Source organism: Rhizobium sp. WYCCWR10014 (genome assembly GCF_001657485.1).
GTDB lineage: Bacteria > Pseudomonadota > Alphaproteobacteria > Rhizobiales > Rhizobiaceae > Rhizobium.
Map to the genome: position 1 here is coordinate 602,629 of NZ_LXFU01000037.1, position 17,435 is coordinate 620,063.

The window sequence follows — 17,435 nt, forward strand, 5'->3', positions numbered from 1 at the left end:
CCTATGTTTTGGCTATCGACGGGGCAGCGCGCAGCAAGTTGCGGTGCCCGGAGTTCGATTTCCGATGTGGGTTTCAGGCGATCTTCGGTATTGTCTTTTCGTCCAGATTAACTATGACGAACTCATGCTGCGACGCAGCATGACGTTCTACTCTAATGATTTGAGGGAAATATGCGCATCACGATGATTGGATCAGGCTATGTCGGCCTCGTTTCAGGCGTTTGCTTTGCGGATTTCGGCCACGACGTCATCTGCGTCGACAAGGATCTGAGTAAGATCGAAGCCCTTCGCGAAGGCCGCATTCCGATCTACGAGCCGGGTCTGGAGCAATTGGTCGCGGAAAATACCAGCACCGGCCGGCTGTCGTTTTCGACGGATGTCGGCGAAAGCGTCCGCAGCGCCGATGTCGTGTTCATCGCAGTCGGCACCCCGTCCCGGCGCGGCGACGGTCACGCGGATCTCTCCTATGTCTACGCCGCTGCGCGCGAGATTGCTACCTACGTGGAAGGCTTCACCGTTATCGTCACCAAGTCGACGGTGCCGGTCGGCACGGGAGACGAAGTCGAGCGCATCATGCGCGAAACCAACCCCACGGCAGATGTCGCCGTCGTTTCCAATCCGGAATTCCTGCGTGAAGGTGCTGCGATCGAAGACTTCAAGCGTCCCGACCGTATTGTCGTCGGCCTGAACGACGACCGGGCGCGCGAAACCATGACCGAGGTTTATCGCCCGCTCTATCTCAACCAGGCCCCCTTGGTCTTTACCACCCGCCGCACCTCCGAACTGATCAAATATGCGGCCAATGCATTTCTCGCGATGAAGATCACCTTCATCAACGAGATCGCCGATCTCTGCGAACGGGTCGACGCAAACGTCCAGGACGTTTCGCGGGGAATCGGTCTCGACGGTCGTATCGGCTCCAAGTTCCTGCATGCCGGCCCAGGTTACGGCGGTTCGTGCTTCCCCAAGGATACGCTTGCCCTTGCCAAGACGGCGCAGGATTACGACGCGCCGATGCGTCTCATCGAGACGACGATCTCGATCAACGACAACCGCAAACGGGCGATGGGACGCAAAGTCATTTCAGCCGTCGGTGGAGACATTCGCGGCAAGAAGATCGCGATCCTCGGCCTGACCTTCAAGCCGAACACCGACGATATGCGTGACAGCCCGGCGATCGCAGTCATCCAGACCCTGCAGGACAACGGCGCGCAAGTGGTCGGCTACGATCCCGAGGGCATGGAGAACGCCCGCAAGGTGATCGAGAACATCGAATATGCAAGCGGACCCTACGAAGCGGCCGCCGGTGCGGATGCGCTTGTCATCGTCACCGAATGGAACCAGTTCCGCGCGCTCGATTTCAATCGCCTGAAGCAGTCGATGCGCGCTCCGATCCTGGTCGATCTGCGCAATATCTACCGCAGCGACGAAGTCCGCAAACACGGCTTTACCTATACCGGCATCGGCACCAACCTCTATCAGGAAACGACCGGCGCCTGAGATAGCGAACTTTTATTGTCCTGACGCCGCGGAGCGCAAGTCCCGCGGCGTTTGGTTTTGAGCATGACGCCGAAAAGTGTAGGCGTTTTCGGACGACACCATGCTTGCCGATCTAGCCGATTTAGAGGATTCCGACCCGCGTCCCTTTTATCGTCAGCACCGTCAACCGGCCCGTCGCCGAAACCGCAGTGTCGATACCGATGCGTTGCGGACCGAATGTCGGGATTCGCGCCGGGGTGTGGCCGTGGATCACGAGGACCGGAAGCTGCGGCCCTTCATTCAGGAAGGGCTGACGGATCCACATAAGGTCGCTGTCTTTTTGCCTCTTGAGGTCGATGCCCGGCCTGATGCCCGCATGAACAAAGAGGATCCTTCCCATCCGCAGCATGACCGGCAGCGATTCCAGAAATTGGATATGCCGCTCGGGTATCATGTTGCGAATGACGCGGGCAATTGATTCGCTTCCAGCCGCCGACTGCAGCAGATGCTCGATATCGATACCGTATGAGTGCAGCGTCTCCGTTCCGGCAAAGCCAAGCCATTCAAGAATGCGCGCCGGTTTGCGATAGAGATTTACCAGTTCCGCATCATGATTGCCGCAAAGGACAAAACGTTGAAACCCCGGCGGCGGGGTCTTGCTCAGGAATTCCAGCACCGCGCTCGAATCCGGCCCGCGATCGACATAATCGCCGAGCATGACGATGAGTTTCGGCCCCGAAATGCGCGCGGCATCCTCCTCGATGCGGCGATGTGCCTCGACGAGTTCTTTATAACATCCGTGAACATCGCTCATCGCGTAGACCGCAGCGAAGTCGCCTTCGGCAAACGTCAGCCGAGCGCGTCTTTTACGGTTGCCAGCCAGCATCGGTATCTGTTGTCGCCACGGCACTAGATAGTTAAACATGGAACCCATTTATGAGACCCGACCGGATGGCGGGTTGTCGGAAACAATCCATCTCTTATCCATCGCTGCAACGGCATGAGGCTCAGAGTTCATAAGAATTTGGCCTGATCGCGGCCCCACCGAAGTTGTAACGCGAACCGATTGCCACATTCAGAGCGACATAGCCTTTCGCCATTTGCTTCACCGCCTGCGCCAGGCTGGCCTGACTGGTCGCGGCCGAACGCTGCGCATCCAGCACATCAGGCACGGATGATTGTCCATCCTTGTAGCTCCCGATTGAAAGCGCAAGAGTCTCCTGCGTGGTCTTCACCTGAGCACGCAGCGCCGGCGACTCGGCAAACACCAATATTGGCCGTTGCAGCGGCGAGGCCACGCTCCGCATTGCGGATGTAATCATTCATACTCGGGAGGGTGCTGCGGTTAATATTGCGCTATAGTTTGCTATATGATGGTTAATCCGGCGTTAAACCGGCGATTATTGCGTTTCTCGCGACGTTATCGGCTAATATTCCCCAAATGGAGGAGCCACAAATATCGGATTTCCACAGGCCACACCTTCGAAAAAGCTGTAAAAATCAACCATAACGATAGCTATCCGGAAAAAATGAACGTTAAAGAAGATGATGCTTGACGCCCCCGCGGCGCAGCATAATGATGGCGCGTTGCGAGTGTGAATGACATTTCTTGATCAGGAATCTCAGATCCAAAACTGCGGGGTGCAAAGTGGAAACTGCGGTTGATTCGAAACTTATCGAGGCGATCACCTACGACGAAGACAGCCGGCATCTACGGGTCTATCTGACCAACGGTCAGAGGCGAGAATATGAAGGCGTTCCCAAGGGCGTCGTCGTCGGGTTGACGATGGCGGAATCACCGGGAAATTTCTACATGAAGGCAATCAGGGGCAAATATCCTCCTCGCCCCTAATGTCCTATCGATCACGACGATAGGATCCTTGTCCCGGCAAAGACGCGGGACCGGCATTCCCGGTCCCGCAATCATTTTCCCACCGAGCGGCGGTGCACACGTCAATAACTGTCGAGGAAATCGCGAACCGCGTTGATCTCAAGCGGCGCAATCTCGTGACCCCCGGGATGCCATACCGTCCGGACCTCCGCCCCTCGGTTTTTTAGATGCTCGGACAGCGCCTCGGTCATGGCGACGGGCGCAATCGGGTCCCGCTGCCCGGCCGTGATCAGCACCTTTCTTCCCGCCAGCGCCGACTGGACTTCGGGTTGAAACGGAATGAGCGGGTGCATCAGAACCGCGGCATCGAAGATACCCTTCTCGATCAGCACATTGGCAAGAATATTTGCGCCGTTCGAAAAACCCAGGCCAAGAATATGGGAAGCCTGGTACTCGTCAGCGAATGCCTTGACGTAGGCGGCCATCTTCTCCGTCGCGCGTGAGAGATCGGGCATGTCGTAGACACCCTCCCCCGTGCGGCGAAAGAACCGCGCCGCGCCGTGTTCGGAAACATCGCCGCGCGGCGAGAGAATCGTCGCTTCGGGCAGCAGACGCCGACCGAAGTCGAAGAACTGGTTCTCGTCGCCGCCGGTGCCGTGCAGCACCAGCAGGATGGGTTTATCAGGTGCACCGGCATGCAGCCGGTGCACATATCCGGTTTCGGTCATATCGCCTTCTCCTTACGCTTCGAGCGGCTGCAGGTGCTGCTCGAGCAGCGCGCGAAGATGGGCGTGCTGCTGCGGCAGTTTCAGGGCTTCGCCGAGATGAGCCGTGTCCTCGTCGCGGTCGAAGCCGGGCTCATTGGTCGCGACCTCGAACAGCACGCCGCCCGGCGTGCGGAAATAGATCGCCCAGAAATAATCGCGGTCGATCACCGGCGTGACCTGATAGCCGGTGTCCATCAGCGCCTTGCGCACCTCGAGTTGCTTCTCGCGGTTTTCGACGGCGAAGGCGACGTGATGGACCGAGCCGGCGCCGGGCAGCGCACGGGCAATGTTCGGCATGGTCTCGAGATCGATGAGATGCGCACCATTGCCGGAGGGCCTGATCAGCCGCTTGACGCCATTCCTTTCCTCGGCGACCTCGTAACCCATGAACTTCAAGAGTTCGGCCGTAGCGCCTTCGTCCCTCAGCCGCATGGCGACGGAGTGGAAGCCGCGAATGGCATGGTCCTCACTGATGCCGCCATCTGTCCAGGGCTGGCGGGCATCGTCTTCGACCTCGACGAGCGCGAAGCCGTCACCATCGGGACCGGAGAAATTCAGACGCTTCTCGCCGAAACTTTCCTCGGCCTTCAGGCCGCCGACACCAAGCGTGGCAAACCGATCGCTCCAGAAGCCGAGCGAGCCTTGTGGAACGGAAAACACCGTCGTGCCGACTTCGCCGGTACCAGGACGGCCCTGCGCCATCTTCGGGAACGGGAAATAGGTCATGACCGTGCCGGGTGCACCGGTCTCGTCACCATAATAGAGGTGATAGACATCGGGCGCGTCGAAATTCACCGTCTTCTTGACGCGGCGCAGGCCGAGCGCATTGGTGAAAAACTGGTTGTTGGTGCGGGCGTCCTCCGCCATCGACGTGACGTGGTGCAGACCCTTGATCTGATCGAGCATTTTGAGACCCCTTTCATGCCCGCCGTTGCGGGCTTTCGATGAGGCTAAGATGCGCGCTGAAACTCCCGTAGAACAGACCCGTAGACCAAAACGCATTGTCTTCTTTTAGTGAACGAACGCCAATCTCTGTTCACATCTAGGCGTCATGGGGATTGGCCGGCAATTGCCAGTCGATCGGCGCGCGTCCGCGTGACTGCAAGAAGGCATTCGCCTTCGAAAAATGCCCGCAGCCGAAAAAACCGTTATGGGCCGAAAGCGGCGAGGGATGCGGCGCCCTGAGAACGAGATGCTGTGTCGTATCGACAAAGGCGGCCTTGCGCTGGGCATAGGAGCCCCAGAGCATGAAGACAACGGATTCGCAATCATCGTTGACCTTGCGGATGACGGCGTCGGTGAAGCGTTCCCACCCCTTGCCCTGATGAGCAGCCGCCTGCCCTTCCTCGACAGTCAGCACGCTGTTCAGCAGGAGTACGCCCTGCTTTGCCCAATGTTCGAGAAAACCGTGACGTGCCGGCGCTATGCCAAGATCCGCCTCCATCTCCTTGTAGATATTGACCAGCGAGGGCGGTATGCGCACGCCCGGCCGGACACTGAAGCACAGCCCATGGGCTTGCCCGAGCCCATGATAGGGATCCTGGCCGAGGATGACGGCCTTGACGTTGGAGAGCGGCGTCAGATCGAGGGCGCGGAAGTATTCGCTGCCCTTGGGGAAAATCCGCTTGCCAACCTGCTTCTGCGCGACGAGGAAGGATTTGAGCTGTTGCATGTAGGGGCTTGAAAACTCCCCCTCCAGCGCAGCCTTCCAGCTCTCCTCGAGACTGACGGATGTATCATTCATCTAGGAAAATCCTTCGCATAGGACGAAACAACGGACACACGGTTCTAACAAAATCGATCTACGCTGCAATGCCTGCCGGCGCGGCAATGCGTCTACACCTTCAGAATTCGGTGAGAGAAGATTGCGAGAGGTGTCCGAGGCATCATCGTCCGTATTTAACTATATGATGGCTTCGGTATTTACGCCGGCAGGCGGCCTGAGTAGAACCTTGATTGTGAAATCGGAGTCATGTCTTCCTATGAAATTCGGCACGAGTGGCCTTCGCGGACTTTCAGTGGATCTAAAGGGACATGCCTCCGCCCTTTATGCCACGGCGTTCGGCAAATATCTGCTCGGAACTGGTAGGGCCAAAGCTGGCGATGCCATTCTGATCGGCCGCGATTTTCGCGATTCTAGCCCTGAAATCTCGGGAAATTGCGCCGATGCACTCGCTGTGCTCGGCTTTCGGATATTCGACTGCGGCAATGTACCGACACCCGCACTCGCCCTCTATGGGCTCGAGAGCAACGCCGCATGTCTGATGGTTACGGGCTCGCATATTCCGGCGGACCGCAACGGCATCAAGTTTTATCGCCCGGATGGCGAGATCGACAAATCGGACGAGGCGGCGATTACTACATTGGCTGCCGAGATCGAACGAAACGGCGAAATGGTGGTACAAGCACCGGCCAAGACGGAAGACCACGAGGCCGCTTGCCTGCAGCTCTTTTTTGAACGCAATGCGACTCTGCTTCCGCAAGGTGCGCTGTCCGGCCTGAAGATCGGCGTCTACCAGCACAGCACCGTCGCCCGCGACCTGCTGGTTGACGTTCTCGCCCATTACGGCGCCGAGATCACCGCTCTTGGACGTTCGGAGAGTTTCATTCCCGTCGACACCGAAGCCGTTTCCGACGAGACGATCACGCTGATGAAGCGCTGGGTGTCCGAGCACAGGTTCGATGCGATCGTCTCGACCGATGGCGACGGCGACCGCCCGCTGGTCGCAGACGAAACCGGCACACCGCTGCGCGGTGACCTTCTCGGCCTTGTGGCAGCCAATTTCCTCGGCGCCGGCACGGTGGTCACACCGGTTACCTCCAATTCGGGCATCGAGGCCGCGGGCTCTTTCGCCGTCAGGCGCACCCGCGTCGGCTCGCCCTTCGTCATCGCTGGCATGGAAGAGGCCGTAGCGGCCGGCGAAGACCATGTCATGGGCTTTGAAGCCAATGGCGGGCTGCTGACTGCAACTGTATTCGATATCAACGGCAGAGGCGTTCGAGCCCTGCCAACGCGCGATTGTTTTATCCCGATGCTCGCGATCCTGTCGCTCGCTGCCATTCGCAGGCAGCCGCTTTCTGCCGTTGCTGCCTCCTATCACCTGCCCTTTGCCGCCGCCGATCGCCTGGAGAATTTTCCGCTGGAGACGAGTGCCGCGCTGATGGAGCATCTGCGCGCTTCGGAAGAAAATCTCTCGGCTTTCCTGCAGCCGATCGGCGAGGTAGCGACGAAATCGGACATCGACGGACTTCGGGTGACGCTGAGGGATGGCGGCATCATTCATTTCCGCCCGTCCGGCAATGCCCCGGAAATGCGCTGCTACACGGAGGCCGGCAGCGAAGCTGCAGCCCTGGAGCTGCTGGATACAGGGCTCAATCGAATCACAGACTGGGCAGGCGCCCGGTAACATGCGACGAACAAGCCGTTTATTTCAAGGAACCCGCCTATGACGCAGAAAATCGTTCCCGTGATCATGGCCGGCGGCAAAGGCACGCGGCTCTGGCCGCTTTCCCGTGCCACCGCACCGAAACAATTCATCCAGTTCGTCGGCGACAAGACGCTGTTTCAGGAAACTCTCGAACGCGTTTCCGATCCCGAACTCTATGAAGCCCCGATCGTCGTCACCAATGAGGAATTCCGCTTCCTGGTCGCCGAACAGGCACGTGAACGCGCCATCCCGCTCGCAGCGATCCTGCTCGAACCGGTCGCCCGCAACACAGCCGCGGCGGTGGCAGCGGCCGCAACGCTTGCCGCCGACCTCTTCGGCAAGCACACCATCATTCAGATGCTCGCCTCGGATCACGAGATCCTTGCCGACAAGAGCTATTTCGATTGCATCCGCATCGCCCGCGATGCCGCTGCCGAAGGCAGCCTCGTCACTTTCGGCATCACCCCGACGGAGCCGGCGACGGGTTACGGCTATATCGAGATCGGCGCTGCCCTCGAAAACGGTGCACACAAGGTCAAGCGCTTTGTCGAAAAGCCGGCACTCGAGAAGGCCGAGCAGATGCTCGCCGACGGCGGCTTCTACTGGAACTCAGGCATCTTCATGTTCCCGGTGACGGAACTCATCGCCGAACTGCAGGAACATGCGCCCGATGTGCTTAAGGCGGCCAGCAAGGCCGTGTCGAAAGCAAGCCGCGACCTCGATTTCACCCGCCTCGACGCCGACCATTTCGCCAAGAGCCCCGATATCTCCATCGACTATGCGATCATGGAAAAAACGTCCAAGGCCGCCATCGTCCCCTCGCCGTTCAAATGGTCGGACATGGGTAGCTGGGATGCCGTCTGGAAATCAGGCGCACGCGACGACAACGGCAACGTCGCCGCCGCCAACACCACCGTCGTCAATACCCGCAACTCGCTCGTCATGACCCATGGCGTGCATCTTGCCGTCCAGGGCATGGATGATGTCGCCGTCATCGCCAGCGAAGACGCCGTCTATGTCGGACCGCTCAAAGACAGCCAGAATGTCGGACAATTGGTCAAGATGCTGGCCTCTACGTCCGCCACGGCGAAATTCGCCGAAACCCATCCGACATCCTATCGCCCCTGGGGCGGCTATACCTCCATCTTCAACGGCGATCGTTTCCAGGTGAAGCGCATCTTCGTCACGCCGGGCAAGAAGCTATCGCTGCAAAAACACCACCATCGCTCCGAACACTGGATCGTCGTCAAGGGAACGGCTGAGGTGACGGTCGGTGAGAACGTGCGTATGCTGCGCGAGAACGAAAGCGTCTACATTCCGCTGGGCGAAGTCCACCGCCTCGCCAACCCCGGAAAGATTCTTCTCGAGCTCATCGAGGTTCAGACGGGCTCCTATCTCGGCGAGGACGACATCATCCGTATCGTCGATGAGTTTGGAAGAACGTAAATCGCAGCCGGAGCGATGGTCGGGCTTTTTCCGGCGCGACCATCCTCGCTGTTGAATTTCCTCTTGGGGTTCTCGTAGAATGGATGTACCGACAGACATGACCGGAGATAGCCCCCTGATGCGTACCTTGCCCGTCCTCGCCGGATTTCTTGCAATCATGGTGCCGGGAATGGCGTTTGCCGAAACGGCAAGCATGCGAACCGCAAACGAGTCGGAAATTCGCCAGCACCTGCCCGGTACGTCCGAACTGAAAGAAAGCAAGAACGGCTACGAATATCGCGACGGCAATAAGAATGGCTACAAGATAACCAATGGCCAGGTGTGCGTCCTGTTCCCCAGCAAGAAGACCGATTGCGTCAACGTGAAAACCGACGGCAAGAAGTTTCAGATGATCGACAAAAAAGGCGGCCGAACCAGATTCTGATTTGGCAAGATTTCCTTGCCCAGGCAAAGTCAATTTGCCGGTGAAGTTTCGCCGTTCTTGTCGAGAATGAAGTCGGCGACCAGACCCGAATGGTTCGAGCCGAGGTTGTCGTCGAGACGTTTCAGCGATGTCAGATGAAGCGGCGCGCGCGCAAATATGTGGTCGATGGCGATCCCGAGCGCGCCGGCGCCGATTGGCCATGTTGCCGGTTCTGGCGTGATCGTTTTCAGCTTCTGCTCACGCAGGAAAGCTTGGATGCTCGGGGCGATCGCCGAGGAGTTGAAATCGCCTGACAGCACCAGAGGGCCGTCGATCGAGCCAAGCGCTTTGCCGAGATCTTCCAATTCGGCCATCTGGAAATCGTCGAAATATGGTTTTGTCAGGTGCGCCGAAACCACATTGATGGTCTCGCCTCCGAAGTCGACGCTTGCTATAACAAGCCTGTTTTTTCTGAGACTCCCCATACTTGCGACCTGCCGGCTGACGAACGGGCGTTTGGACAGCACCAGCGTATCGCATGTATCCTTCCCGGCATCGCAGCCGATATGGTAGGGATAGGCCTTGAACAATTGCTGCAGGTGAAACGTCAGCGGCTTGGCTTCGAGCAGATTGACGACGTCGGCATTTGACGCGATCACCATGTCGGTGATCTCGGTCGAGTTTTTCCAGTTGTCGATCGCGATGTTGAACGACATCAGACGAAAAAGCGGCGGCCTGTCGGTGCCTCTGTCGCCCTCCGAGAACTCGCGCAGCATGATCACGCCGTGAACGACGAGAAAAAGCGAGACAAGCAAAAGGATAAAGCCGTAAATCTGCCTTTTGATAGCCAGAACGACGAGACCGGCAGCAACGAACACGACGCCGAGGTGAATCTGAAAGCTGTAGACGAAGGACAGAAGCCAGAAGTTCGTCACATAGCGTAACGACACGATCGCGATGGCAACGGTCAGAAACGCGCAGAGAATCCAATAAATTATATCTCTCATCGATGCTGACCTGCTTGCAGACGACCGGCCGGCCATAACATGCAAGCCACCATGTTGCAATGCAGCATAACGGCCGGGAGTTGCGGCTGACCGACGGACGATATCGATGCTCCCGCTCTCATCCGGCAAGGCAGCTGAGGACAGGCCGCCGACGGTAGTGACGGTGCTGTGGCCTTCTCGTTCAAAGATCTATCGACTCGGCCTCTTTTTATCTTGTAAGTGGGGTCACTTGATACGGAATCGGCTCTTTGCCGTCGGCAGGAAGTCGAGAAAAGGTGGGAATGCGCTACTTCATTACAGGGACTGCCGGCTTTATCGGTTTCCATCTGGCCAGGCGCCTGCTGCAAGAGGGGCATGACGTCACAGGCTTCGACGGCCTGACCCCCTATTACAACGTCAAGCTCAAGGAGATGCGCCATGCGGCACTCTCCCAGTTTCCGGCCTTCAAACCCGTCATCGCGATGCTCGAGGACCGCCCAGCGCTGGAAGCGGCGGTTCTGGCGGCCAAGCCCGACATTCTGATCCACCTCGCCGCACAGGCCGGCGTGCGCTACAGCCTGGAAAATCCAGAGGCCTATCTTCGTTCGAACGTCGAAGGCTCGTGGAATATCATGGAAATCGCGCGTCGCGTCGAAATCCGCCATCTGATGCTGGCCTCGACATCATCGATCTACGGCGCCAATGCAACCGTCCCCTTTCGCGAAACCGATCGCGCCGACGAGCCGCTGACCATCTATGCGGCGACGAAGAAATCGATGGAACTGATGGCGCACAGTTATGCCCATCTTCACAAGATTCCGACCACGGCCTTTCGTTTTTTCACCGTCTATGGCCCGTGGGGCCGCCCTGACATGGCGCTGTTCAAATTCACCAAGAACATGCTTGAAGGCCAGCCGATCGAGATCTACGGCGAAGGCAACATGAGCCGTGACTTCACCTATATAGACGATCTCATCGAGGCGATCGTCAGGCTATCGGCGGTCGTCCCGTCCGAGGAAAATCGCCTCGAAAACACGGCTGTCGAAACGCTCTCGCACCAGGCGCCCTTTCGCGTCGTCAATATTGGCGGAGGCCAGCCGGTCAGCCTGATGGATTTCGTCGAAACGGTGGAAAAGGCGCTTGGCCGTCCTGCCATTCGCAAGATGCTGGCGATGCAGAAGGGTGACGTGCCGCGCACCTTCGCAGCCCCCGATCTGCTGGTCGCGCTGACCGGATACAAGCCGGATACGACCTTGGAGGTCGGCGTCAAGGCCTTTGTCGACTGGTATCTCGACGTACGCAGCGGACTCGACGCCTAGATAAGGATGATTTTAGGCCGGATCGACCTAGAATCTGGCCAGGTGTCAGCGAAGAAACGTAACGGCCTGGACGGCCTCGACCGCCGTCGAAAACACGTAACCGACGACAACGGTCAGGCTCTGCGAATAGGTCTTGAGCCGATAGCCCTCGCCCTCGACCGCAGCCGGGCTGCGCAGGACGAAAGGAACGCCTGGGCGCACGAAACCGGCGCGGGTCGTCAGCGGAACTTCGGGCGCATGGCCGATGGCGGAGGTGTACATCAGGTCGCGGGCAAGGCTGGCGGGGCCGATCGCGAATGCCGGCTCGGCAGCAGCAGTGATGGTCAGGGTCAAGGCGATGACGGCAAGAGTTCTGTGCATGTTGAAGTCCCCGTTTGCGGATCGGCGGGCTTTCGGTTTGCCCGGCTCCAAACGATCGATGCGTCTGTCCACGCTTCGGTCGCTTTCATGAGACCACTCTACACATCAGTATTTTCAGGGCTTTTAAGCGGATCGGTCAAATTTTACGAAATTTGATTTTCTGTCCAAAAGGGCTTGAGACGAAAAAAATGGGGTCCGGCCCGCGGTCCGAGTGCACAACATCGGCAATGACCTGGATGCTGTATCGCAGTCTACAAAATGCGATCCAGCTTCTTGTTGATATGCAGGTTCGGCATCACGCCCGCGCTTTGCGCGGCATGATAGGATTCGCGCGCCGCATCGAACGAGATCGACCACATGATGGCGCTGAGCAGCAGCGCGATAATATAAATTTGAATACGCATCGAAACGGCGATACGGAAAGAGCAAGGCAGTTTTGTGTCAAAACATAGCCGCAAGGATCACGAAAAAGTGGCGGGCTTTTTGTTTCGCAGCCGGTGGGCACCAGACATATTAGTGTCGTGAAAATTAGCGATATTGTATCGCTACCTGTTAGCAGCCGACCCCGAGGCTTGGTTCCTCTTCCCACCCCGAGAACCCTGAGAGACCCGTCCCCACGGGCCTCTTTGCCTTGTTTCCGAACATTTTCCAGAACAGCTGAGATCGCCCTACGCTGAACCGCTGAACGGCACATCTCGACCCCCAATCAGACCACGCGTCCAGCCATGAGCGATGTCACGTTCTTGCCTTTGCCTCAGCAAAGGCATCGGTCGATAAGATCTGCTTTCAAAATATATCAATCGATTGACTTATTTCTCCATCAGCGTTATGAACTGTCATGACCCAAGAACACAACAACCCGTCACCGGCCTCCGCCCGTGCCGAGATCGCGCGTCAGAAGATGCTATCCGCCGCCCTCGATGTCTTCGGCCGTTATGGCTTCGACGGCGCCTCGACGCGCCAGCTCACGGAAGCGGCCGGCGTCAACCTGCAGGCGATCCCCTACTATTTCGGCAGCAAGGAAGGTCTCTACATCGCCACCGCCGAATATCTGATGATGCGGATCAATACGCATGTCGGTGACATGAGGGCGCGCGTCGGCGCGCATCTGCTGGCGCTCGACGCTGCCGGCAAACCGCTCGGTGAAGCGGAGGCTCGCCATTTCCTGACCGAGATTTTGCAGACCATGGTGACGCTGTTCGTCGGCAAGGAATCCGAATCCTGGGCGCGCTTCCTGATCCGCGAGCAGATGGAGCCGACAGAAGCCTTCACACGGATCTATCAGGGCCTCATGCGGCCGATGATCGAGATGGGCCGGCGGCTGATCGGCACCATCCTTCATGAGGATCCCGCCTCGGAACATGTACGCCTGCGCACCTTCACACTTCTCGGCAGCATCCTCGTCTTTCGCGTCGCCCATGCAGCCGTGCTCGCCCAGATGGAGTGGGACGGCGTCGGCCCGGAACAGGTGGAAACCGTGCGCGGCCTCGCCGCAGAGCTGGTCGATGCCATCAGCGCACCAAAAGGAAGTGCAGCATGAAACGCATCCTTCCCATCGCCATCCTTCTTCTCGTTGCGGCAAGTGCTGCCGCTTGGTGGCACGGCCTGCCCGAAAAGCTCGGCTGGTTGCCCGAGGCCCGCCGCGAGTTCGTCCTTTACGGCAATGTCGATATCCGCCAGGTCTCGCTCGGTTTCCGTGTCAGCGGCCGTCTCGCCGAACTCCATGCCGACGAAGGCGACGTCATCAAAACTGGAACGGTTCTGGCAAAGCTCGATGCAGCACCCTATGAATTCGCGGTCCGCTCGGGCGAAGCCAATGTCGCAGCCCTCCAGGCAACGCTCGACAAGCTGAAGGCCGGTCCGCGGCCGACCGAGATCGCCCAGGCGCGCGCCGCCTATGACGAAAGTATCGCCGATCTCCGCAATGCCAACCTCGCCTATGACCGCGCCCGCCAATTGCGCCCCCAGGGCACGATTTCCGAGGCAAGCCTTGATCAGGCGACCGCTGCAAGGGCCATGGCCGCCGCACGCTCCGACTCCGCCAATGAGGCGTTGAAACTGCTGTTGGAAGGCTCCCGTGTCGAGGATATCGCCGCTGCCGACGCCCAGCTGAAGGCGGCGCAGGCAACGCTTGCCTCCGCCCGCACCTCTCTGGAAGATACCGAACTGCGCGCGCCGAACGACGGCGTCATCCTCTCCCGCGTCAGAGAGAATGGCGCGATCGTCTCGCCGGCAGACACCGTCTTCGTGTTGTCTCTGACCCAACCCGTCTGGGTGCGTACCTATGTCGCCGAACCCGATCTCGGCCGCATCCATCCCGGCATGAAGGTTTCTGTCGCCTCCGATACGTCGCCTGACAAGCCCTATGAAGGCACGATCGGCTTCATCTCTCCGGTCGCCGAGTTCACCCCGAAATCGGTGGAGACGCCGGAGCTCCGGACCGACCTCGTCTATCGCCTGAGGATCGTCATCGACAAGCCCGGCCCAGATCTGCGCCAGGGCATGCCGGTCACCGTGCGCTTTCCCACACCGACAGCGGGCGAACAATGAGCGCCGCCGAGACCGGCCGGGACGACAAGCCGCTCGTCCGGATCGACGGCGTCACCAAGCGCTTTGGCACCGCGCCGGCCGCCCTTGACGCCGTCTCCGGCGCGATCGGCGGCGGCGCAATCACCGGCCTCGTCGGCCCTGATGGCGCCGGCAAGACAACGCTGATCCGCCTGATGACCGGTCTGATGCTGCCCGACGTGGGAACGATGGAGGTTCTCGGCTTTGACACCAGGAAGAATGCCGCCGGCATCCAGGCGGCGATCGGCTACATGCCGCAGCGCTTCGGCCTCTATGAGGACCTCTCGGTGCAGGAAAACCTCGATCTCTATGCCGATCTGCGCGGGCTGCCGAAGAGCGAACGCGCCAGCGCCTTCGACGAATTGCTCACCTTCACCGACCTCAAACGCTTCACCGGCCGGCTGGCCGGAAAACTCTCCGGCGGCATGAAGCAGAAGCTCGGCCTTGCCTGCGCGCTTCTGAAAAAGCCGCGCCTGCTGCTGCTCGACGAGCCGGGCGTCGGCGTCGACCCGATCTCGCGCCGCGACCTCTGGAAGATGGTCGAGAACCTGACGAAAGAGGGCATCGGCGTGCTTTGGTCGACCGCTTATCTGGATGAGGCGGAAGCCTGCGATCACGTGCTGCTTTTGAACCAGGGCAAGCTGCTCTTTTCGGGAAAACCGATGGAGATGACCGAGCGCGTCAAGGACCGGGTCTTCAGGGTATCCGATGTCAGCGGCCGCCGCCGGCAGGTGCTTGCCGAACTCCTGCAGGCCGATGGCGTCATCGACGGCGTGATCCAGGGCGAGGCGATCCGCCTCGTCGCCGCCAAGGACGCGAAACCGGATATCGGCTCGGCCGGCGATGGCGCGACGCTCGCCCCTGCCCCGCCGCGTTTCGAGGATGCCTTCATCGACATGCTGGGCGGCGGTCCCGGCGGCCGCTCGCGGCTGGCAGAGGCGCAGGAGCCAGTGAAGGATGATGGCGATCGGCCGGTGATCGAGGCAAAGGGGCTGACCAAGCGCTTCGGCGATTTCACCGCTGCCGACAATATCAGCTTCGATATCCGCCGCGGCGAAATCTTCGGCCTGCTCGGCCCGAACGGCGCCGGCAAATCCACCACCTTCAAGATGCTCTGCGGCCTGCTGAAGCCGACCGGCGGCGAAGGCCGCGTTGCCGGTTTCGACCTTCGCCGCGATGCCGCCGAGGCCCGTAACCAACTTGGCTATATGGCGCAGAAATTCTCGCTCTACGGCGATCTGACCGTCATGCAGAACCTCGAATTCTTCTCCGGCGTCTATGGCCTTCGCGGAAAACATCGGCGCGAGCGCATCGCGCTGATGGCCAGCATCTTCGATTTCGGCCGCCATGTCGGCCAGCCGGCCAAGGACCTGCCGCTCGGCCTGAAACAGCGGTTGGCGCTCGCCTGCGCCGTCATGCACGAGCCTCGCGCTCTCTTCCTCGACGAACCCACCTCCGGCGTCGATCCTATCACCCGGCGCGAATTCTGGACGCATATCAATGCGCTGGTCGAAAAGGGCGTCACCGTGCTCGTCACCACCCATTTCATGGACGAGGCAGAATATTGCGACCGGATCTCACTGATCTATCGCGGCCGCTCGATCGCGCTCGGTTCGCCCGATGAATTGAAGGCCCGCGTCGCGACCAAGGAGCTGCAGGACCCGACGATGGAGGACGCCTTCATCGCCCTCGTACAGCAATCGGAAGCGGAGGATGCCGCATGAGCGCCTCCTCCGGTCGACTTCGGCGTCTTTCAGCTCTGGTGCGCAAGGAAAGCTTCCAGGCGATCCGCGATCCAAGCAGTATCCTCATCGCCCTCGTGCTGCCGCTGATCCTGCTATTTCTCTTCGGCTACGGCGTCTCGCTCGATACCACCCGCACCCGCATCGGCCTCGTGACCGAGGAGATGACGCCGCTGACGCAGGATCTATCGGCCAGTTTCCAGGCTTCGCGCTATTTCGATGTGGCCATCGGCCGCGACCGGCGTCTGTTCGAGGAAGACCTCGTGCTCGGCAAGCTGCGCGGCATTGTCGTCATCCCCGCCGATTTCACCACGCGCTACACCGCCGGCAACCGGCCCGATATCCAGGTGATCGTCGATGGCTCGGAACCGAACACGGCGAATTTCGTGCAGAATTATGCCCAAGGCACTGTTGCCAACTGGGAGCGGCAGAGGCAGGCGGACGTCGCCTCCCATAGTCCCGCCATTTCGGTCGAGCAGCGTTTCTGGTTCAATCCTGAACTGACCAGCCGCAATTTCCTCGTGCCAGGCTCGATCGCCATCGTCATGACGCTGGTCGGCACGCTTCTGACCTCGCTCGTCGTCGCCCGCGAATGGGAGCGGGGTACGATGGAGGCGATGATGGCGACACCGGTGACGGCGGTCGAACTGCTCGCCGGCAAGATCCTGCCCTATTTCCTGCTCGGCCTCACCTCGATGACGCTCTGCGTGCTGCTTGCGGTCTTTCTCTTCGGTGTGCCGTTCCGCGGCTCCGTCGCCGCTCTTTACGCGCTGTCGGCCGCTTTCCTGATCCCGGCGCTTGGCCAGGGCCTGTTGATATCGACGGCCACGAAAAACCAGTTCCTTGCCTCGCAGCTGGCGCTGATCTCGGCCTTTCTCCCTGCTTTCCTGCTGTCTGGATTCCTCTTCGAGATCAATTCCATGCCGGTGGTGATCCAGTGGATCACCTTCATCGTGCCGGCGCGCTACCTAATCCCCAGCCTGCAGACGGTGTTCCTGGCCGGCGACATCTGGCCGATGTTTCTGCAGGCAATCGGCGTGATGCTGACGATCGGCGCCATCATGTTCGCGCTTGCGGCCCGCAGCACCAGAAAGAGGATCGGTTGA

17 protein-coding genes and 1 pseudogene are annotated in these 17,435 nt (G+C 59.6%); 10 read left to right on the forward strand and 8 right to left on the reverse strand.

The window, feature by feature from the left end; all coding sequences use genetic code 11:
• Positions 1 to 171 precede the first annotated feature (171 nt).
• The gene (locus A6U98_RS19695; protein ID WP_064652100.1) at positions 172 to 1,500 is read left to right on the forward strand and encodes a UDP-glucose/GDP-mannose dehydrogenase family protein; all 1,329 of its coding nucleotides are present in this window, start codon (positions 172 to 174) and stop codon (positions 1,498 to 1,500) included.
• A 121-nt stretch (positions 1,501 to 1,621) separates the two neighbouring features.
• Here the strand turns inward: A6U98_RS19695 and A6U98_RS19700 are convergent, their stop codons facing one another.
• Both A6U98_RS19700 and A6U98_RS37700 read right to left on the reverse strand, forming a co-directional pair.
• Positions 1,622 to 2,413 (reverse strand): metallophosphoesterase family protein, encoded by a 792-nt coding sequence (locus tag A6U98_RS19700; RefSeq protein WP_064652101.1) that lies wholly within the window; start codon positions 2,411 to 2,413, stop codon positions 1,622 to 1,624.
• A gap of 73 nt (positions 2,414 to 2,486) precedes the next feature.
• Positions 2,487 to 2,729, reverse strand: a pseudogene (locus tag A6U98_RS37700) (TolC family protein); the annotation flags it as partial.
• Positions 2,730 to 3,088: 359 nt separating this feature from the next.
• Here A6U98_RS37700 and A6U98_RS19710 point away from each other — a divergent pair.
• A complete protein-coding gene (locus A6U98_RS19710; RefSeq protein ID WP_012758625.1) occupies positions 3,089 to 3,331 on the forward strand; it encodes a KTSC domain-containing protein in 243 nt (80 codons plus the stop codon).
• Positions 3,332 to 3,432: 101 nt separating this feature from the next.
• Here the strand turns inward: A6U98_RS19710 and A6U98_RS19715 are convergent, their stop codons facing one another.
• The 3 genes from A6U98_RS19715 to ung all read right to left on the reverse strand — a co-directional run bounded on the left by A6U98_RS19715 (position 3,433) and on the right by ung (position 5,821).
• On the reverse strand, positions 3,433 to 4,038 hold the full coding sequence (locus A6U98_RS19715) for an alpha/beta hydrolase (RefSeq protein ID WP_064652102.1): 606 nt from the start codon (positions 4,036 to 4,038) through the stop codon (positions 3,433 to 3,435).
• Positions 4,039 to 4,050: 12 nt separating this feature from the next.
• Entirely contained in the window at positions 4,051 to 4,983 is a 933-nt protein-coding gene (locus A6U98_RS19720) for a VOC family protein (protein ID WP_064652103.1), read from the reverse strand.
• Between the two features lie 136 nt (positions 4,984 to 5,119).
• Positions 5,120 to 5,821: a uracil-DNA glycosylase gene (gene ung, locus A6U98_RS19725; RefSeq protein ID WP_064652104.1), complete on the reverse strand. Its 702-nt coding sequence runs from the start codon at positions 5,819 to 5,821 to the stop codon at positions 5,120 to 5,122.
• A 238-nt stretch (positions 5,822 to 6,059) separates the two neighbouring features.
• Here ung and A6U98_RS19730 point away from each other — a divergent pair, with 238 nt between their 5' ends.
• From A6U98_RS19730 to A6U98_RS19740, 3 genes are all read left to right on the forward strand, one after another.
• Complete coding sequence (locus A6U98_RS19730; protein WP_064652105.1) at positions 6,060 to 7,484, forward strand: phosphomannomutase; 1,425 nt, start codon at positions 6,060 to 6,062, stop codon at positions 7,482 to 7,484.
• A gap of 39 nt (positions 7,485 to 7,523) precedes the next feature.
• Positions 7,524 to 8,951 carry a mannose-1-phosphate guanylyltransferase/mannose-6-phosphate isomerase gene (locus A6U98_RS19735; protein ID WP_064652106.1) on the forward strand — a complete coding sequence of 476 codons (1,428 nt, stop codon included), beginning with the start codon at positions 7,524 to 7,526 and terminating at the stop codon, positions 8,949 to 8,951.
• Between the two features lie 118 nt (positions 8,952 to 9,069).
• Positions 9,070 to 9,375: a hypothetical protein gene (locus tag A6U98_RS19740; RefSeq protein ID WP_064652107.1), complete on the forward strand. Its 306-nt coding sequence runs from the start codon at positions 9,070 to 9,072 to the stop codon at positions 9,373 to 9,375.
• A 29-nt stretch (positions 9,376 to 9,404) separates the two neighbouring features.
• Here A6U98_RS19740 and A6U98_RS19745 read toward each other — a convergent pair whose 3' ends face one another.
• Complete coding sequence (locus A6U98_RS19745) at positions 9,405 to 10,361, reverse strand: endonuclease/exonuclease/phosphatase family protein (RefSeq protein ID WP_064652108.1); 957 nt, start codon at positions 10,359 to 10,361, stop codon at positions 9,405 to 9,407.
• A gap of 281 nt (positions 10,362 to 10,642) precedes the next feature.
• Between A6U98_RS19745 and A6U98_RS19750 the strand changes: the two genes are divergently transcribed.
• Positions 10,643 to 11,659 (forward strand): NAD-dependent epimerase/dehydratase family protein, encoded by a 1,017-nt coding sequence (locus A6U98_RS19750; RefSeq protein WP_064652109.1) that lies wholly within the window; start codon positions 10,643 to 10,645, stop codon positions 11,657 to 11,659.
• A 45-nt stretch (positions 11,660 to 11,704) separates the two neighbouring features.
• Here the strand turns inward: A6U98_RS19750 and A6U98_RS19755 are convergent, their stop codons facing one another.
• Entirely contained in the window at positions 11,705 to 12,019 is a 315-nt protein-coding gene (locus A6U98_RS19755) for a hypothetical protein (protein ID WP_245304540.1), read from the reverse strand.
• A gap of 251 nt (positions 12,020 to 12,270) precedes the next feature.
• On the reverse strand, positions 12,271 to 12,423 hold the full coding sequence (locus tag A6U98_RS37215; protein WP_003542181.1) for a hypothetical protein: 153 nt from the start codon (positions 12,421 to 12,423) through the stop codon (positions 12,271 to 12,273).
• Between the two features lie 434 nt (positions 12,424 to 12,857).
• On the opposite strand from A6U98_RS37215, the gene A6U98_RS19760 reads away from it, so the two are divergent.
• Genes A6U98_RS19760 through A6U98_RS19775 form a run of 4 tightly spaced genes read left to right on the forward strand, consistent with a single transcriptional unit; the run spans position 12,858 to position 17,435 of the window.
• Positions 12,858 to 13,559 (forward strand): CerR family C-terminal domain-containing protein, encoded by a 702-nt coding sequence (locus tag A6U98_RS19760; protein WP_064652111.1) that lies wholly within the window; start codon positions 12,858 to 12,860, stop codon positions 13,557 to 13,559.
• Complete coding sequence (gene hlyD, locus A6U98_RS19765) at positions 13,556 to 14,569, forward strand: secretion protein HlyD (protein ID WP_064652112.1); 1,014 nt, start codon at positions 13,556 to 13,558, stop codon at positions 14,567 to 14,569. The genes A6U98_RS19760 and hlyD overlap by 4 nt, the downstream gene beginning before the upstream one ends.
• The gene (locus A6U98_RS19770) at positions 14,566 to 16,311 is read left to right on the forward strand and encodes an ATP-binding cassette domain-containing protein (protein WP_064652113.1); all 1,746 of its coding nucleotides are present in this window, start codon (positions 14,566 to 14,568) and stop codon (positions 16,309 to 16,311) included. Before hlyD ends, A6U98_RS19770 begins: the two co-directional genes overlap by 4 nt.
• On the forward strand, positions 16,308 to 17,435 hold the full coding sequence (locus A6U98_RS19775; protein WP_064652114.1) for an ABC transporter permease: 1,128 nt from the start codon (positions 16,308 to 16,310) through the stop codon (positions 17,433 to 17,435). The genes A6U98_RS19770 and A6U98_RS19775 overlap by 4 nt, the downstream gene beginning before the upstream one ends.

Excerpts from the sequence above, each read along its gene's own strand:
- A6U98_RS19695 (WP_064652100.1), top strand. The coding sequence starts at position 172 with ATGCGCATCACGATGATTGGATCAGGCTATGTCGGCCTCGTTTCAGGC.
- A6U98_RS19700 (WP_064652101.1), bottom strand. The coding sequence starts at position 2,413 with ATGGGTTCCATGTTTAACTATCTAGTGCCGTGGCGACAACAGATACCG.
- A6U98_RS19715 (WP_064652102.1), bottom strand. The coding sequence starts at position 4,038 with ATGACCGAAACCGGATATGTGCACCGGCTGCATGCCGGTGCACCTGAT.
- A6U98_RS19720 (WP_064652103.1), bottom strand. The coding sequence starts at position 4,983 with ATGCTCGATCAGATCAAGGGTCTGCACCACGTCACGTCGATGGCGGAG.
- ung (WP_064652104.1), bottom strand. The coding sequence starts at position 5,821 with ATGAATGATACATCCGTCAGTCTCGAGGAGAGCTGGAAGGCTGCGCTG.
- A6U98_RS19730 (WP_064652105.1), top strand. The coding sequence starts at position 6,060 with ATGAAATTCGGCACGAGTGGCCTTCGCGGACTTTCAGTGGATCTAAAG.
- A6U98_RS19735 (WP_064652106.1), top strand. The coding sequence starts at position 7,524 with ATGACGCAGAAAATCGTTCCCGTGATCATGGCCGGCGGCAAAGGCACG.
- A6U98_RS19740 (WP_064652107.1), top strand. The coding sequence starts at position 9,070 with ATGCGTACCTTGCCCGTCCTCGCCGGATTTCTTGCAATCATGGTGCCG.
- A6U98_RS19745 (WP_064652108.1), bottom strand. The coding sequence starts at position 10,361 with ATGAGAGATATAATTTATTGGATTCTCTGCGCGTTTCTGACCGTTGCC.
- A6U98_RS19750 (WP_064652109.1), top strand. The coding sequence starts at position 10,643 with ATGCGCTACTTCATTACAGGGACTGCCGGCTTTATCGGTTTCCATCTG.
- A6U98_RS19755 (WP_245304540.1), bottom strand. The coding sequence starts at position 12,019 with ATGCACAGAACTCTTGCCGTCATCGCCTTGACCCTGACCATCACTGCT.
- A6U98_RS37215 (WP_003542181.1), bottom strand. The coding sequence starts at position 12,423 with ATGCGTATTCAAATTTATATTATCGCGCTGCTGCTCAGCGCCATCATG.
- A6U98_RS19760 (WP_064652111.1), top strand. The coding sequence starts at position 12,858 with ATGACCCAAGAACACAACAACCCGTCACCGGCCTCCGCCCGTGCCGAG.
- hlyD (WP_064652112.1), top strand. The coding sequence starts at position 13,556 with ATGAAACGCATCCTTCCCATCGCCATCCTTCTTCTCGTTGCGGCAAGT.
- A6U98_RS19770 (WP_064652113.1), top strand. The coding sequence starts at position 14,566 with ATGAGCGCCGCCGAGACCGGCCGGGACGACAAGCCGCTCGTCCGGATC.
- A6U98_RS19775 (WP_064652114.1), top strand. The coding sequence starts at position 16,308 with ATGAGCGCCTCCTCCGGTCGACTTCGGCGTCTTTCAGCTCTGGTGCGC.